The organism is Vreelandella janggokensis, assembly GCF_031451615.1.
GTDB lineage: Bacteria > Pseudomonadota > Gammaproteobacteria > Pseudomonadales > Halomonadaceae > Vreelandella > Vreelandella janggokensis.
In genome coordinates, this window is record NZ_JARWAJ010000002.1 from 399,563 (window position 1) to 414,202 (window position 14,640).

General features: G+C 55.5%; 15 protein-coding genes. 5 read left to right on the top strand and 10 right to left on the bottom strand.

The window, feature by feature from the left end; genetic code table 11:
• Positions 1 to 67 precede the first annotated feature (67 nt).
• Both QC816_RS08610 and QC816_RS08615 read left to right on the top strand, forming a co-directional pair.
• The gene (locus tag QC816_RS08610; protein WP_309781614.1) at positions 68 to 523 is read left to right on the top strand and encodes a Gfo/Idh/MocA family protein; all 456 of its coding nucleotides are present in this window, start codon (positions 68 to 70) and stop codon (positions 521 to 523) included.
• Positions 524 to 1,189: a Gfo/Idh/MocA family protein gene (locus tag QC816_RS08615; RefSeq protein WP_309781615.1), complete on the top strand. Its 666-nt coding sequence runs from the start codon at positions 524 to 526 to the stop codon at positions 1,187 to 1,189.
• Between the two features lie 76 nt (positions 1,190 to 1,265).
• Here the strand turns inward: QC816_RS08615 and mgtE are convergent, their stop codons facing one another.
• The 3 genes from mgtE to QC816_RS08630 all read right to left on the bottom strand — a co-directional run bounded on the left by mgtE (position 1,266) and on the right by QC816_RS08630 (position 3,547).
• On the bottom strand, positions 1,266 to 2,621 hold the full coding sequence (gene mgtE / locus QC816_RS08620) for a magnesium transporter (protein ID WP_085919694.1): 1,356 nt from the start codon (positions 2,619 to 2,621) through the stop codon (positions 1,266 to 1,268).
• 70 nt (positions 2,622 to 2,691) lie between these two features.
• Positions 2,692 to 3,033, bottom strand: a complete 342-nt coding sequence (locus QC816_RS08625; RefSeq protein ID WP_309781616.1) for a DUF6482 family protein — start codon at positions 3,031 to 3,033, stop codon at positions 2,692 to 2,694.
• Positions 3,034 to 3,172: 139 nt separating this feature from the next.
• Positions 3,173 to 3,547, bottom strand: a complete 375-nt coding sequence (locus QC816_RS08630) for a YbaN family protein (protein WP_233337289.1) — start codon at positions 3,545 to 3,547, stop codon at positions 3,173 to 3,175.
• Positions 3,548 to 3,742: 195 nt separating this feature from the next.
• On the opposite strand from QC816_RS08630, the gene QC816_RS08635 reads away from it, so the two are divergent.
• From QC816_RS08635 to QC816_RS08645, 3 genes are all read left to right on the top strand, one after another.
• Positions 3,743 to 5,878, top strand: coding sequence for a PhoX family protein (locus QC816_RS08635; RefSeq protein ID WP_309781617.1), 2,136 nt, complete (start codon positions 3,743 to 3,745; stop codon positions 5,876 to 5,878).
• Positions 5,879 to 6,031: 153 nt separating this feature from the next.
• Positions 6,032 to 6,217 (top strand): hypothetical protein, encoded by a 186-nt coding sequence (locus QC816_RS08640; protein WP_233337288.1) that lies wholly within the window; start codon positions 6,032 to 6,034, stop codon positions 6,215 to 6,217.
• Positions 6,218 to 6,558: 341 nt separating this feature from the next.
• A complete protein-coding gene (locus QC816_RS08645; RefSeq protein ID WP_309781618.1) occupies positions 6,559 to 7,488 on the top strand; it encodes a GGDEF domain-containing protein in 930 nt (309 codons plus the stop codon).
• On the opposite strand, the gene QC816_RS08650 is transcribed toward QC816_RS08645, so the two are convergent.
• From QC816_RS08650 to QC816_RS08680, 7 genes are all read right to left on the bottom strand, one after another.
• The gene (locus tag QC816_RS08650) at positions 7,485 to 8,246 is read right to left on the bottom strand and encodes an SDR family NAD(P)-dependent oxidoreductase (protein ID WP_268901703.1); all 762 of its coding nucleotides are present in this window, start codon (positions 8,244 to 8,246) and stop codon (positions 7,485 to 7,487) included. The two genes, QC816_RS08645 and QC816_RS08650, sit on opposite strands and share 4 nt — an antisense overlap.
• 239 nt (positions 8,247 to 8,485) lie before the next feature.
• Positions 8,486 to 9,247 (bottom strand): M15 family metallopeptidase, encoded by a 762-nt coding sequence (locus QC816_RS08655; protein WP_175474672.1) that lies wholly within the window; start codon positions 9,245 to 9,247, stop codon positions 8,486 to 8,488.
• 20 nt (positions 9,248 to 9,267) lie between these two features.
• A complete protein-coding gene (locus QC816_RS08660; RefSeq protein WP_309781619.1) occupies positions 9,268 to 10,542 on the bottom strand; it encodes a TRAP transporter large permease in 1,275 nt (424 codons plus the stop codon).
• 56 nt (positions 10,543 to 10,598) lie between these two features.
• A complete protein-coding gene (locus QC816_RS08665) occupies positions 10,599 to 11,090 on the bottom strand; it encodes a TRAP transporter small permease (protein WP_085919700.1) in 492 nt (163 codons plus the stop codon).
• Between the two features lie 91 nt (positions 11,091 to 11,181).
• Positions 11,182 to 12,231 carry a TRAP transporter substrate-binding protein DctP gene (dctP, locus tag QC816_RS08670; protein WP_199284129.1) on the bottom strand — a complete coding sequence of 350 codons (1,050 nt, stop codon included), beginning with the start codon at positions 12,229 to 12,231 and terminating at the stop codon, positions 11,182 to 11,184.
• 126 nt (positions 12,232 to 12,357) lie between these two features.
• Positions 12,358 to 13,284, bottom strand: a complete 927-nt coding sequence (locus QC816_RS08675; protein ID WP_085919702.1) for a LysR family transcriptional regulator — start codon at positions 13,282 to 13,284, stop codon at positions 12,358 to 12,360.
• A gap of 74 nt (positions 13,285 to 13,358) precedes the next feature.
• Entirely contained in the window at positions 13,359 to 14,621 is a 1,263-nt protein-coding gene (locus tag QC816_RS08680; RefSeq protein ID WP_309781620.1) for a D-amino acid dehydrogenase, read from the bottom strand.
• Positions 14,622 to 14,640: the final 19 nt, after the last annotated feature.

Below are 14,640 nucleotides of genomic sequence, written 5' to 3' on the forward strand. Positions count from 1 at the left end.
CTGGGCACGACACTATTCAACGCCGGGCCCAGCCCGGCGTTATTGTTTTAAAACAGGGATAATCACAATGAAAACCCTCAAGATTGGCCTGATCGGCACCGGTTTTATGGGTAAAGCCCACGCCGTCGCCTTTAATTCAGCGTCCAGCGTTTTTGATCTGCCCGCCAAGCCCGTTTGCGAACTGCTGGCGGACGTTAACCTTGCCACCGCGGAGAGCCGGGCGCGTGCCTGGGGCTTTACCCGCGCCACCGATGATTGGTGTGCCCTGGTGGCAGACAGTGACGTGGACGTGGTGGATATCTGCGCACCCAACTTTCTGCATAAAGAGATGGCCCTGGCCGCCATTGCCGCGGGCAAGCATGTTTACGCCGAAAAACCGCTGGCGCTGAGCACGGCAGACGCCGACGAGATGGTCGTTGCGGCTGAAAAGGCGGGTGTTAAAACCCTGGTAGGCTTTAACTATATTCGCAATTCAGCCACCCAGTTGGCCCGACAAATTGTCGCTAGCGGTGAGATTGGTTAGTTGATCCACTTTCGTGGACGGCACAACGAGGATTACCTGCTCGACCCGCAAAAGCCCCACGATTGGCATACACAGCGGGCAACAGCGGGTGCCGGTGCGTTAGGCGATGTAGGGTCGCATATTCTCAATATGGCCGAGTTCTTGACCGGGCAGCGTATTACAGAGGTATGCGGTCAGCTACAGATTGTTATCGCATCGCGGCCCAAGGTCGACGGCAGCGGCATGGCGGCAGTGGAAAACGACGACCAGGCCCAGGCCATGCTGAGCTTTGACCAGGGGTTAATGGGTAATATTGAAACTTCTCGGGTAGCCGCTGGGCGCAAAATGGGGCTGGCCTACACCCTTACTGGCACAAAAGGCGCTATCGTGTTTGACCAGGAGCGCATGAGCGAACTGCAGCTTTACCGCCACGGCGATGCCCCAGGGAGACGTGGCTTTACCACCTTGTTCGCTGGCCCTGAGCACCCTGATTATGCTTCATTTAGCCCTGCCCCCGGCCATGGCTTGGGCTATAACGATCAGAAAATTATCGAGGTTAGGGATCTTGTCGAAGGCATCATCAACCACCGCCCTCTCTATCCTGATTTTCGCGAAGCGGCCCGGGTCAATCGACTGATCGATGCCATCGAAAGGTCAGATCAGATAGGGCGGTGGGTGAGGTTATAGCCGTTCTAAGACACCAAGTAAACCAAGCGCTGGGGATGCTTTTAGAAGGCCCCGGCGCCTGCCTTGAAGAAGGGCGTCACAGAATAATCAGCGTCGCCAGCCCCAGAAAGGATAGAAAGCCAACCACATCGGTGACGGTGGTTAAAATGACTGCGCCGGACAGCGCTGGATCAATCTGCAGCCTTTTCAACACTAGCGGAATCAGCACGCCTGACAAGTTGGCGAGGCTCATGTTGATAAAAATGGCCAGGGTGATGACCAGCGTGATCAGTAAGTCACTGAACCACAGATAGGAAATGAACCCGACGACGAGGGCCCACACCAGACCGTTGCTCATGCCTACCCAGAGTTCCTTGTTATACAGCCACTGTTTGTTGTTACCGGCAAGTTGGCCCAACGCGAGGCCGCGGATCACGACCGTCAGGGTTTGGCTACCGGCAATGCCGCCCATGCTGGCAACGACAGGCATCAGGATGGCTAATGCCACGATTTGATCGAGCACTGCTTCGAACTGACCGATCACAAAAGCGGCTAAAAAAGCGGTCAACAGGTTAATACCCAGCCAAATGCCGCGGCTTTTAGCACTGCGCATGATGGGGGTGAATACTTCTTCTTCGTCACTGACGCCTGACATGTGCTTCAGGGTCATATCAGCGTCATCTTGGGTGATTTCTAATACATCGGCGGAGTTCAACTGCCCAACCAGCAATCCATCGCTATCGCACACGGGCACAAAGGGCAGCTCTTTGGAGCGCAATAACGCCGCTGCATCACTGACTTTCATTTGATCATTCAGGGTAAAAAAATCATCCATATAATCATCAACCACGGCACTTTGTGGTTGTTTGATCAAATCAATCAGCGTCAGTGTGCCGAGCAATCGCTTATCTTTATCCGTGATCATGATCTGCTGGGATTCATCGTCGAGCAGCTGGTGGATGCGTATATAGCGTTGCACGGCTTCTAACGAGACACCCTGCTTTACATTGACCGTCTCGGGGTCCATGTATCGCCCCACCACATCATCTTCATAGGCATGCAGGTTTTCGACCTGGGCGCGAATTTCCTGGTCCAGGCTGGCATAAACGCTGGTCTTGATGGCTTCGTCAGCAACGTCCAGTACTTCAGCCACTTCCTGGGCATCCAGGCCCTTGACGATCTGCTCAACATCGCTTGCCGATAAATCTTCGATATAGTCAGCACGGATGTCTTCATCGACTTCTGCCAATACCTCGCCGATGAGTTCGCCAGGGATGTACTCCCAAAGCCGATCGCGGGTTTTAGCGGGAAAAGATTCAAGGGTGCGCGCAATGGCCAGGATGTCCAGCTCGGCAAATAGCGCTTCCAGAGCGGTGCTATCTTCTTCATCCAGGCTTTTTTGAAGATAAAGCAACTGCTCTTCGGTATTGGTATATTTTTCATCATCGCGCATAGCGTCCATCCTTAGGCAAATTGATCGTCAACACAGCTACTTGAAAGCTCTTGATGGCGCTCTATCAATTTTATAGACAGGTCTGGTTAAAAGCTACGCGAACACCATGGGCCATGCGCTGCTGAGCAGACACAGGGGGTACATCGGTGCCGATCATTTCATCGGCGGCGTCGGCCCAGGTCAGCGTGCCGTGGGTGAAACCCAGCGGCGCCAAGGCACGGCCAATCCATTGCGTGCCGGTAAAACGTTGCGTTTCGCCATTCTCATCGGTGAGCAAACTGACAGCGTTGTCCCGATGCAAGCGAACGATATACCAGCCCATATCAAGTCCGTGAACTTCTACATCGGGCAGCGGTGTAGGCCATTGCGCAAGGTCTTCAAGGGTGACGTGAGCGGGAAGGGTAGAAGGCATGGCGTATCCTCATGTGTGAATATCCGATATGCCAAGACTAAAGACTGTACTTTATTTGTACAGCAGTAACCGCCAGATCCGCTCGTTCATGGGGCTGCGCCAGGTGGTGTCGACCCATAAGGTGGTAATTTAGGCGGTTTTAAGGTGAGGAAGAAGGCTCTGGTCGGGTAGCCAGCCAAAGGGCAATCAGCGCCAGTAGCGCTATTACCCCCCAGCGACTCCAACCGGGGCCGAGTGACCAGCCGGTAATCAGCGCGCTCAACGCGATCGTGCTAACGGCCGCCAATTTACCCCGCCTTGAGATGGCCCGCTCCTGCTCCCAGGTTACCAGCAGCGGTCCGACATAGTGGCGAGAGCGGATCCAGGCCTCAAAGCGCGGTGAGCCTTTGGAGGCGCAGTAAACCGCCATTAGCATAAAGACGGTGGTAGGCAGCAGGGGCAGAAAAATGCCGAGGACACCGATACTAAAACTCAACCCTGCCAGCACGATCCACATGAGGCGGATCAATCTCATTCTTGCTCCCGGTAGGCACGCTTCAATAAAGTCATCGTGCTGATTGTTAAATAAGTATGGACTTATGTCACTGCTTTGCCACTCCAGCAACTTTCATATAAATGCAGCCACGCCGTCATCGTCTTGTCATTCAGCTTCTCTAGTGTCTCCTAACGTTCAATCGTTGGTTTAAAAACGATCAGGGGGGAGACCAGAATGAGTAAAGAGATCGAAGATCATCGTCTGTTTAACCACAGTGGCAACCAACCTTTTGCCGAAGTATTGGCACGCCACGTATCCCGTCGCGATGTAATGCGCGGTGGTTTGAGCATGGCGGCTGCCTCGATGCTTAGCTTTGGCGGTACTGCTCAAGCGCTTGCCTCAAACGGCGCGCAAAAAAAGCCCCTGACGCTGGCATTTGAGGCGGTTCATGGGTCGCTGACCGATGCCGTGGTGGTGCCGGAAGGTTACGTGGCCCAAGTCTTAGTGCCCTGGGGGACGCCGTTAAGTGCTGGCGACAGCTGGCAGCCCGACCAGCCGATGACTGCCGAGCGCCAAGCCTCTAGTGTGGGAATGCATCACGATGGTATGGCCGGTTTTGCCCTGGATGCCAACAATGCTTCGCGTCGTTTTGTGCTGGCACTCAACAACGAATATATCGACCAGGCAGCGCTATGGGCGCCTCAAGGCGGACCCACCAATGCGGATGAGGGGCAACGGCCTGCGGATGAGTCGCGCACTGAAATCAATGCTCATGGCGTCACCATGGTTGAGATTGAAAAAGATGCCAACGGCCACTGGGCACATGTGCCGGGGTCGCGCTATAACCGCCGTTTGACGAGCGCAACGGTGATGGATTTGGCTGGTCCAGTGGCGGGCAGTGACTATGTCAAGACGCAGTTCTCACCGACAGGCATGCAAACACGCGGCACGAACAATAACTGCGGTAACGGCGTAACGCCCTGGGGCACCTATATTGCCTGCGAAGAGAACTGGCCCGATATCTTTGTGAACCGCGGCGAGCGCTTCCAGGACGATGCGCGGATTGGTATTCCCACCGATAAGAGCCGCTATGGCTGGGATACCTCAGCAGGTGATGTCTCTGAGCAGGACGACGAGTTCGCTCGCTTCGATATTACGCCGCGCGGCGAAAATGCTGAAGATGATTACCGCAATGAAGCACGCACGTTCGGTTATCAGGTGGAAGTCGACCCCTACAGCGATGCCCTCGCGATCAAGCGCACGGCACTTGGGCGTTTCCGCCATGAAGGGTGCTGGTTGGGCAAGCTGGAAGCCGGTCAGCCAGTGGTCTATTACTCCGGCCATGATGCCCGTAACGAGTACGTATACAAGTACGTCTCCGATGCCGCCTGGGATCCCGCCGATGCCAACCGCCCCGGCGAAGCGTATGACCGCCTCGCCATCGGTCATAAATATTTGGATAACGGCACTCTCTACGTGGCCCGCTTTCACGCCGACGGCAGTGGTGAGTGGCTGCCGCTGACACCTGATGCGCAAACACAGGACGGCCGAACGCTGGCAGCGGCGCTTGGTCTAGCCGACGACGATGCGGCAGGTATCATCATCAATACCTGCGATGCAGCGGATTTATTGGGCGCCACGCCAATGGATCGCCCTGAGTGGGCGTCTGTTGATCCCGCCTCGGGCGAGGTGTATCTCACCCTGACCAATAACTCACAGCGCATCGCTGAAGATACACAGCCAACCTATACCAACAGCGGTGAGCGCTTGGAACAGGTAGGCGTTGGTTATGACTTAGCGCCCACCAATGCCGCCAATCCTCGTGCCAATAATGAAGCGGGGCATATTATTCGCTGGCGTGAAAGCCGCTTGCCCAACGCCTTTACCTGGGAAGTGTTTGTATTTGGCGCCGCCGCTGACGATACAGATAACCATTCGGGCTTGACCGAAATGAACCAGTTCGCCAGTCCCGATGGGCTCTGGTTCGACGAGCGCGACGACGGGCAGGGCATTCTTTGGATTCAGACTGATAACGGTTATGAGGGGGTAACCGAGTACACCAACGATCAGTTGCTTGCCGTGGTTCCCAATGGGCTGGATGATATTCAGGGTACCGGACCGGTGATCAACAACAGCAACCAGCAACAGCTCAAGCGCTTTGCGGTGGGGCCGAATGGCTGCGAAGTCACTGGTATTTTTGCGACGCCGGATAAAACCGCGCTGTTCATCAATATTCAGCATCCCGGTAACTGGCCGGCCGATGGTAGCGCGTTGACCCAAGATGCCACCGTTGCCGCCAGCGGCCAGGTACGCCCTCGGGCATCAACCGTGGTGATTCAAAAGCGCGATGGTGGGCCGGTAGGCGTTTAAAAGCAAAATTTCAAAAGTTGCTAGCGGGTCTTACCAAGAGCTTCGAACCTATCAAGGTTCGACGCTCTTTTTGATGCTGGGTTTACTGTACACGATATTTCTCTTGTCGAGCTTATAACGCCTGAAGACCTCTGTGCTGGTCAGAAAGCCGCCATGCTGGCCGATTTAGCCGTGACGGCTTTCCCTAAAAGCTTGATCCGCCCGCCGCTCAAGCGCCTCCACAACGAATCGTTGCCCCCACTTGGTGATTATCAAGTGTCACTTGTGAAGCGCCCAGGCAGTGGTGACGCCAGCGAGGTGTTGGCCGAACGGGTGATCGAGGCGTTTCGGGAGGGGTGAGCCCGAATGGTTAATAAACGGTCATTATTTTAGTGGGCACGTTGAGAAATGCGCTGGCGCAAAGCAGGCAGAATTAACCGATTTCTCCTACGCTGAGTAAGTGCTTTGTAAATTTTTTATAGGGCTATCCAAAAATTAGCGCAATATATCTCTGCATTTGGCGCTGGATAACCCAGGTTATGTTAACAGCTGGTAAATGATTATATCGTCAGTGTAAATAAAGTGATTTTAATGTCTCCACTGTTTTCAATAGCACGGAGGCCACACCGAGTGAACCTTTCAACGTGGGTCAGTGCCGCTACGCATGTTGAGCAATACAAGCTCAAGGATGAGTAAATAGTATGTATCAGCACTATGCGCGACCAGGACCTGAAGAGGGTGGTGAGGCGACTGGCCATGCGGTGGCTATCTTCAACATGACCAGGGACTCGCGCAGTGCCCAAGTCATGGACATCAATACCGACTATCAGCGCTTATGGGGTGGGGCCCGGGAGGAGTGGGTGGGCGCCACCCCCAACGTGGTTGAGCAAGAAGCGGCCAATCAGCAAATTCTTGCCCAACTGCACGATGTGCTGAACACCAGTGTCGAGCACGCCTTCGAGGGTATCGGTGGGCGTGAGGTCTCACGCCGGCATGATGGGTCGTGCCGACACATCGAGTGGCGCATCACGGCAATGGGAGCCCATCAGCACGATGCCATCACGCTGGTGCTTACACAGCGTGATGTGACCGATCAGGTGGAAAATGAGGCTCAACTGAAGCGGCTTGCCACCACCGATATGCTGACAGGGCTTGTTAACAGATCGCAATTCGATACGATGTTGAAAAGCGAACTCAGCCGTCAGGATCGCTACGCACGCCCCCTCTCTTTGATCATGCTGGATATCGATTACTTTAAAGATATCAATGATCGCTACGGCCACGATGTAGGCGATCAGGTATTGGTCGAAATAGCCAATTTGCTGAAAGGCAATTTACGTCAAGTAGACTACTGCGCAAGGTGGGGTGGCGAGGAGTTCATGCTTCTGGCACCCGAAACACCCCTGGAACACGCGGTGCTTCTCGCCGATAAGATACGGTGCGTGATTAACACTGCGAGTTTACCCACATCAGGCCCCATCACCGCCAGCTTTGGTGTGGTTGAGGCACAGCCTCAAGAAGCGGTCAAAAGTATCATGAAGCGAGTGGATGACGCCCTTTATGTCGCTAAAGAGAAAGGGCGTGATCAAGTCTCACCTATCGAGTTAGTGACATCGACGAGGTTTGCCTAAGCAGGATCGCGATCAATCGCAAACGGCGCCCATGCCTGGCGCACCGGCATGATTTCAAGCCGATTGATATTGATGTGTGGCGGTAGAGTGGCCAGGTAATAAAGCTGTTCGGCAATGTCTTCGGCCTGCAGGGGCGTGGTGCCTTTATAAAGCGCATCGGAAGCCGCCTGATTGCCTTTGGTGCGAACCAGCGTGAACTCGGTTTCGGCCATGCCGGGAGCCAGATCGGTCACGCGGACCCCAGTACCCTGCAGGTCGCAGCGCAGGTTGTAACTGAACTGTTGAACAAAGGCTTTCGAGGCCCCGTAGACATGTCCGCCTGGATATGGCCACTGTCCCGCCACCGATCCCAGGTTGAGGATGCTGGCACCCTTGCCGGTAGCTAACAGGTGAGGCATGGCGGCGTGCGTCACGTTGACCAGTCCCGTGATGTTGGTGTCGATCATGGTGTGCCAGTCTTCCAGCGCCACTTTTTGTGCGGGTTCGGGCGCAAGTGCCAACCCGGCATTATTAATCAGGCAAGTGAGTGGCAGCAGCGTATCGGGGAGTTGGCTTAGCGCTTGTGAAACCGCGTCACTATCGCGCACGTCCAGAGGGATCGTCAGTACGGTGACGTGAGGTGCCAGTTCACTTTCCAGTTCAGCCAGTCGCTCCTCACGGCGCCCCGTCAGAATCAGCGACCAACCTGCCTTGGCAAATCGCCGTGCGGCGGCTTTACCAAACCCTGAGGTTGCCCCGGTAATCAATACGCTTGGCATGATGCTTCTCCTTCGAATCAAATCAAAATTGACGTCATCCTATAATGCTCGAAGCGACGCGCTTAGAGCCAGTTCATTTGGTCGTCTGTGACATTGGCTGTCCTGCGCGCATGCTATCTCAAACGCTATAGAATAGCGGGAACGTATCGCCAGGCGGGTATCTATTAGCGGATATCAATGTGTTCTCGATGAGGGGTTGAGGCTTGGAAAAACGAGTCGCTAGTGGCGAGGTTAGACAGTTACCCTAGCTGTCTGCGCCAGCGGTTCTCGATGGTATCCAACTCGGCAGCCCCGTAAAGCGCATTATCATGTTGCCCATAGTAGGCCCATAATTGATCGCCATAATCGAAGTGCCACCACTCGCTGGGCAGGTTGGTGAAGCCATGCTCGCTCATGATGTGATATAGCAGACGGCGGTGATCCCGCGCCTTATGTTGCTGAGGGGTCAGCGATTCCAGATGCTCGAAATAGTCGCTATGAGAGGCCGGTAATGCCTCGTCAAACAGGGTGCCCATATCCAGCGGCAAGCCATCGGCATCGCACAGCGTGACGTCGACAGCTCCGCCCGTCAGGTGTGGGCTGGGGGCGAGCGGGTCACGGCTGGGTACCGAGACAAACTCCCTGGTACGTTCCAGCAACTCGGCTTCACTGAGGTCGGGTTGGTGGTGGTGGATGGCTTCGTGCAGGGTATCAAACAGATACTGCTGCACCCGCCATGGACGCCATCCATCCAGTACGATTAAACCGATGCCGTCGGGCAAGCTGCGTGCTGCAGCGAGTAGTGCCCGATAAACCCCCTCTCGAACGAAACACTCCGGTACCGCGCCTGGGATGCCAAGCCGAGCATAGGCGGGAAAAACGCTGATCGGTGCGGGCGCAAGGCTCATCGGCATTAAACGTTCACTGTTATCGTCAATCGGGACGCGGCGCAGCTGTTCCCAGCACGGTGCTGGGTAACTGGGTACAGGCGGCAAGGCCTTCAAGAGTGTGTTCAAAGGCATCGTCTTATCCAAGCGGGTTATCAAAACTGAGTAGGTAGCCACAGCGTCAGCGGTGGGAAGAGAATCAATAAAATAAGGACGGCAATCGCCGTCAGTACAAAGGGCCAAATGGTTCTGAATAGCGACACAATTTCAAGACGACTGACCGCCGCCGCCACGAATACGCATGCGCCTAGCGGTGGCGTAATCAGCGCAATGGTGATGTTCAGCGTGATGATGATACCCAGATGGATAGGGTCGATACCCGCCATCATGGCGACCGGCGCGAAGATGGGCGTCAGTAGCATCAACGCCGATACCTCCTCCATGAACATGCCGGTGACAAAGGTGATGGCGCTGAGCAGTAATAAAATAACGACACTATTATCCACATAGGGTGATAGCAGTGACACAAACTGTTCCGGCACCTGGGCATAGGACAGCAGCCAGCTAATCGTGGCTGAGGCGGCCATGATCAGGAAGATGGCAGAGGTCAGGCGCGCCGTATCCAAGATGGCTTTCCAGCATTCCTTGAGCCGTAACCCTCCCAGCACGACGCCACATAAGGCGACATACAGCGCTGTCAACGCGCCCGATTCTGTGGGCGTGACAAAGCCCAGCACGATACCGGCAACGATAATGAAGGGAGCAATTAGCGCAGGCAGAGCCGCGATGAACGCCAAGCCTAGCTGACCCAATGAGGGAAATTGAGTGCTTTTGGGTAATCGGTGGCGCCAGGCATACCAGGCGTTCATGGCCATAAAGGCAATACCCAGCAACAGCCCTGGCACGACGCCCGCCAGAAATAGATCACCGACTGACGTATTCGTCAGTGAGGCGTAAAGAATCATGAAGATACTGGGCGGAATAATCGGGCCAATCAGTGAACTACCCGCGGTCAACCCGGCGGCAAATGCCCTTGAGTAGCCCTCTTTCTCCATGGCAGGTACCAGCAACGACCCAAGCGCCGAGGTATCGGCCACGGCAGAGCCGTTGACACCCGCGAAAAAAACGCTTGAAACCACGTTGACGTGACCCATACCTCCCCGCAAGTGCCCAACTATCAGGCGGGCGAACCCCATCAGACGCTCGGTCAAACCACTGACGTTCATCAGGTTGCCAGCAAGGATAAATAACGGAATGGCCATCAGTGAGAAAACATTGATACCACCGAAGAATTGCTGGGGCATCATGCGTGGAATCATCGAGAAGTCGACGAATAAAAAACCCACAAACGCGGTGGTCAACAACGCAATAAACAGTGGCAACCCAAGTAATACGTGGCCAAGGAAAACGACCAGCATGGTCAACGTCATAGGGAGTCCTCAACGGTTTTCATAGGGAGTCCTCAACGGGCAGCCCTCAGCGGTTTTCATAGAGAGTCCTCGACGGTCTTGAGGGGCGCCGGACCATAGAGAAGCACATGCCAAGCCAGTAGCAGGAAGCCAAGTGGTACCGAGAGAAGGGGAACCGTGCGGCTAATACCGAGCCCGGACGTGGTAAACATGCTGACCGACAATGCATAGCGATAGCTAACCCATGCGCCGCCCGCTGCAATCAACAGGGTAAGTAGCCACTGGTACACATTGAGCAGGCGAGCGAAGGGAGCTGGCAGCAGCTTCTCCAGTAGCCCGACGCGCATATGTCCGCCTTCCGACCAGACGGCGCCTGCCGCGAGCATCACGGTGGCGATAATCAAGAAGCGCGATAGCTCATCGGTCCAGATAGGGGCACCACCGGCAACATAGCGGGCGAAAACACCATAAAGAATGGCCGCCACATTAAGAGATAGCAGCGCTCCTGCCAGAGTCAGGGTGATGGGGCGGCTGATCGTGAGAAGACGGAGCCGAAGCGTTTTGAACATGGCAGCCTTCCATTAAATTCAGAAATGTGAAGTAAAAAATAGAGGGCCGGTAACGTACCAGCCCCTGTTGTTGCCACGATGATAGATACCGTTAGTCGAGCAGGTCGCTCATTCCGGCATCTTCCAGTGCCATATCGATCCAGCGTTGCTCGATATCACGCTCTTCGAGCCATTCAAGATAAGCAGGCTGACCGATTTCGCGGAAAGCGGTGAGCTCCTCTTCAGAAGGGCGAATCACTTCCATACCTTGTTCTTCCAGGTAGGCGATACGCGAGTCGACCTGCTCCTCGTTGTGCTCACGGGCATTTTGGTTCGCTTCGGCGACGGCTTCCTGAAAGGCATCACGAAGCTCGTCATCCCAACTGGCGATCATGTCGCTGTTGCCCACCAGGAATTGATTCGAATACTGGATGTTGGCAAGCGTCAGGTAGTCCTGTACTTCGTAAAGGCTGCCCAGGATGATATACATCGGCGGGTTCATCTGACCGTCCGCTACCCCGGTGCGCAGTGACATGTAGGTTTCTGTCCAGGGAATGGGCGTGCCGGAGGCACCGAAGGCCTCATAGAGAGCAACCTGGCTTGGGTCCATGGCCCGGAAGCGGAGACCTTCGAAGTCGTCAGGGTGACTGATAGGCTTCTCGTCATTGGTAAAGGCTAAAAAGCCGCCTTCCTCAACGACTGCCAGCATATCGATACCGGCGCGCTCCTTCAGCGCCTCACTGACTTCCTGCCAGTACTCCCCTTCATCAAAGAAGGTACGGGCTGCCGCAAAATCGTCGAACAGGAACGGGATAGCACTGACGAAAATCTCATCGACGAGGGGCGAGACACCCGCAAAGGACGCCACGTTGAGCATGGGCGTGCTCATGGTTTGCTCCATGCGCTCCTGCTCTTCGCCCAGCGAGCTATTGGGATATAGCTCTAATTGAATCTGATTGTCGGTTTTTTCCTCAACCAGTTCCTTAAGGTTAGTGGCAAAGACGTGTACAGCATTCTTGTCGGGGTCGGGGGCGCCGTTGTAACCCAAATTTATCGTGGTCTCGGCGACGGCATTGCCAGCCATCAGGGCAGAGCCGATCAGGCACGCCGAGATGAGATGCTTGGGTGAAAAGCGTTGGGTCAACACGGGGTGAGTCAACATAGTCAGTCTCCTGGTTTATTGTCGTGAGCTGTAGGGTGCTGAGTGAGCGCTATTAGATTTATAGGTGTTGCCTACAAGAAGACTATGTATTGAGGCGTTGACTATGCAAGACCCTTAGTGTGGACTTTATTGCAACAGTCGCGGCGCATCGGCCGAGAAAAAGCGCATGCCTTTGTGTAAATGATCGATACAGGCCGTGGAAGCCACAGGGAGTTCCTGCCCCTTCAAGCTAACGATCTGCGCACGGGTACCGTTCATCACCGGGTAGCGCATGGGTAGCGTGCAAATTTCGCCGCGTTCTATTTCATCGATGACAGTGATTTCCGGCATAAACGTAACGCCAATGCCTGAGCGAACGAAATTCTTCAACACGGAGACAGAGTTGGTGTGCAGGCGTGCTTCGAGATGAATACGCTCCTGGTGGGCCACCATATTGACCATTTGCCGCATACCGAAAGGATTGTCCATTAACGCCAGCGGCCAATCTTTTAAGTCATGCAGCGTCACAGGCCGGTCCAACTCAATGAGCGGGTGATTGGGTGGCACAATGACATCGAGTGGCTGGCGGGTTTCCACATGGCAGTAAAGCTGCGGGTCCACCGGCGGTGCATAAAGTAGTGCGATATCCACTTCACGGTCTTTGAGTAGCGACATCGCTTCATTGACGCCCGCCATGCGGACTTCGACATTAATACCCGCAAACGCCGACATAAACGTGCCTAGCGGCGCGGTGATCAGATCGGCGATAAACCCTTCCCCAACGGCAATACGCACTTCGCCTTTCGCCAGGCCCTGAAGTGCCATGAGCTGGGAGAGCACGGTCTCTTCTGAGGCCCGTTGGGCATGAAAATGATGCACCAGCAACTGACCGGCTGCGGTTGCGCGCATGCCGCGTCCGTGCCGTTCGCATAGCTGGGTATCCAATTCTTCTTCGAGTGCTTTTAATTGGCGGCTAACGGCGGAGGCATCGACATTTAGGTGGGCCGCGGCGCGCCTCAGCGAGCCGCGGCGAATAACTTCATTGAGGTAAGTTAATGCACGTTGATTAAGCATAAAGACACCTGACCATAAGATGTCATTCATATTAACGGATGACCGCTTGGCAAGTGCAATTGGTACAGGTCAGGCTAGGCGAGTGGTTGGGTCGATCGCTCGCCCTGTGCGTTTTTCGCCTCCACCGCATCCGCCAGCATATCGGCGGTAATGGCAGAGAGCGTCCAGCCCAGGTGGCCGTGACCAGTATTGTAGAACACGGTGGGCAGTTTGCCGGGGCCGACCTTGGGCAGCATGTTGGGGAGCATCGGGCGCAGGCCCGCCCAGGGCACCACGCGGCGGGTGCTGACACCAGGGAAGCACTCTTCCACCCAGCGGATAAGCGGGCGGATGCGGTTGTCGCGAATATCGCGGTTGAAGCCGTTGAACTCGGCGGTACCGGCAATCCGAAAACGTTCATCCCCGAGGCGGCTGGTGACCAGTTTGGTTTCATCATCCAGCAGGCTGACCGTTGGCGCAGCCTGCTGGGAGGCGGCATCATCGAGCTGCACGGTAATCGAGTAGCCTTTGACCGGATAGATATTGACCCGGTCGCCCAGCTTGGCGGCCAAGGCGCGGCTGCCCACCCCGGCGCATACCACCACGCTATCAAAGGTTTCGCGCACCGGTTCGCCGTCAGCCTCGCCTTCAAGAGAGGCGGTGATCCAGGCGTGCTGTGCGTCCGCGCCGATATCCTGCACGCTATGGCCGTATTTGAGGGTTACACCGCGACGTTCGGCGGCTTGCGCCAGGCCGTGGGTAAACTTGTGAATATCGCCGGTGGCGTCGCTTTCGGTAAAGAAGCCGCCGTAGTAGTTACCCGCCAGGGTGGGTTCGATGGCACGCATTTCCTCGGGCGTCATCGGCTGGCGCTCCAGACCACCTTTGCTGAGCAGTTGCGATACCTTGGCGGCGTGGTCATAGCCCGCTTTGTCGCGATAGATATGCAGAATGCCTTTCTGCTTTAAGTCGAAATCGATCTGCTCGTCTTTTGCCCACTGAAACAGGTGCTCGCGGGCGGCAATGGCCAGCCGTGCGGTCTCGGTGGTATTGGCGGCGTACTTGGGAATCGCGGCAATAAATTCGCCAAACCAGCTGAGCTTGTGCCAACTCGGGCGGGGATTGACCAGTAGTGGCGCGTCGTTTCTGAGCATCCAGCGCAGGCCCTTGATGACCGTCGGCCAGTGGTTCCACACTTCGGCGTTAGAGGCTGACAGCTGGCCGCCGTTGGCAAACGAGGTTTCCATCGCGGCATAGCGATGCTTTTCAAAGACGGTGACCTCATAGCCACGTTTGGCCAGGGCGTAGGCGCTGGTAATGCCGGTGATACCACCACCGATAACGGCAATGCGTTGCATAAGTCTCTCCGGTTTTCAT

Bases quoted from the DNA above. Each gene is read 5' to 3' on its own strand.
- QC816_RS08610 (WP_309781614.1), top strand. From the start codon at position 68: ATGAAAACCCTCAAGATTGGCCTGATCGGCACCGGTTTTATGGGTAAA.
- mgtE (WP_085919694.1), bottom strand. From the start codon at position 2,621: ATGCGCGATGATGAAAAATATACCAATACCGAAGAGCAGTTGCTTTAT.
- QC816_RS08625 (WP_309781616.1), bottom strand. From the start codon at position 3,033: ATGCCTTCTACCCTTCCCGCTCACGTCACCCTTGAAGACCTTGCGCAA.
- QC816_RS08630 (WP_233337289.1), bottom strand. From the start codon at position 3,547: ATGAGATTGATCCGCCTCATGTGGATCGTGCTGGCAGGGTTGAGTTTT.
- QC816_RS08635 (WP_309781617.1), top strand. From the start codon at position 3,743: ATGAGTAAAGAGATCGAAGATCATCGTCTGTTTAACCACAGTGGCAAC.
- QC816_RS08640 (WP_233337288.1), top strand. From the start codon at position 6,032: ATGCTGGCCGATTTAGCCGTGACGGCTTTCCCTAAAAGCTTGATCCGC.
- QC816_RS08645 (WP_309781618.1), top strand. From the start codon at position 6,559: ATGTATCAGCACTATGCGCGACCAGGACCTGAAGAGGGTGGTGAGGCG.
- QC816_RS08650 (WP_268901703.1), bottom strand. From the start codon at position 8,246: ATGCCAAGCGTATTGATTACCGGGGCAACCTCAGGGTTTGGTAAAGCC.
- QC816_RS08655 (WP_175474672.1), bottom strand. From the start codon at position 9,247: ATGCCTTTGAACACACTCTTGAAGGCCTTGCCGCCTGTACCCAGTTAC.
- QC816_RS08660 (WP_309781619.1), bottom strand. From the start codon at position 10,542: ATGACGTTGACCATGCTGGTCGTTTTCCTTGGCCACGTATTACTTGGG.
- QC816_RS08665 (WP_085919700.1), bottom strand. From the start codon at position 11,090: ATGTTCAAAACGCTTCGGCTCCGTCTTCTCACGATCAGCCGCCCCATC.
- dctP (WP_199284129.1), bottom strand. From the start codon at position 12,231: ATGTTGACTCACCCCGTGTTGACCCAACGCTTTTCACCCAAGCATCTC.
- QC816_RS08675 (WP_085919702.1), bottom strand. From the start codon at position 13,284: ATGCTTAATCAACGTGCATTAACTTACCTCAATGAAGTTATTCGCCGC.
- QC816_RS08680 (WP_309781620.1), bottom strand. From the start codon at position 14,621: ATGCAACGCATTGCCGTTATCGGTGGTGGTATCACCGGCATTACCAGC.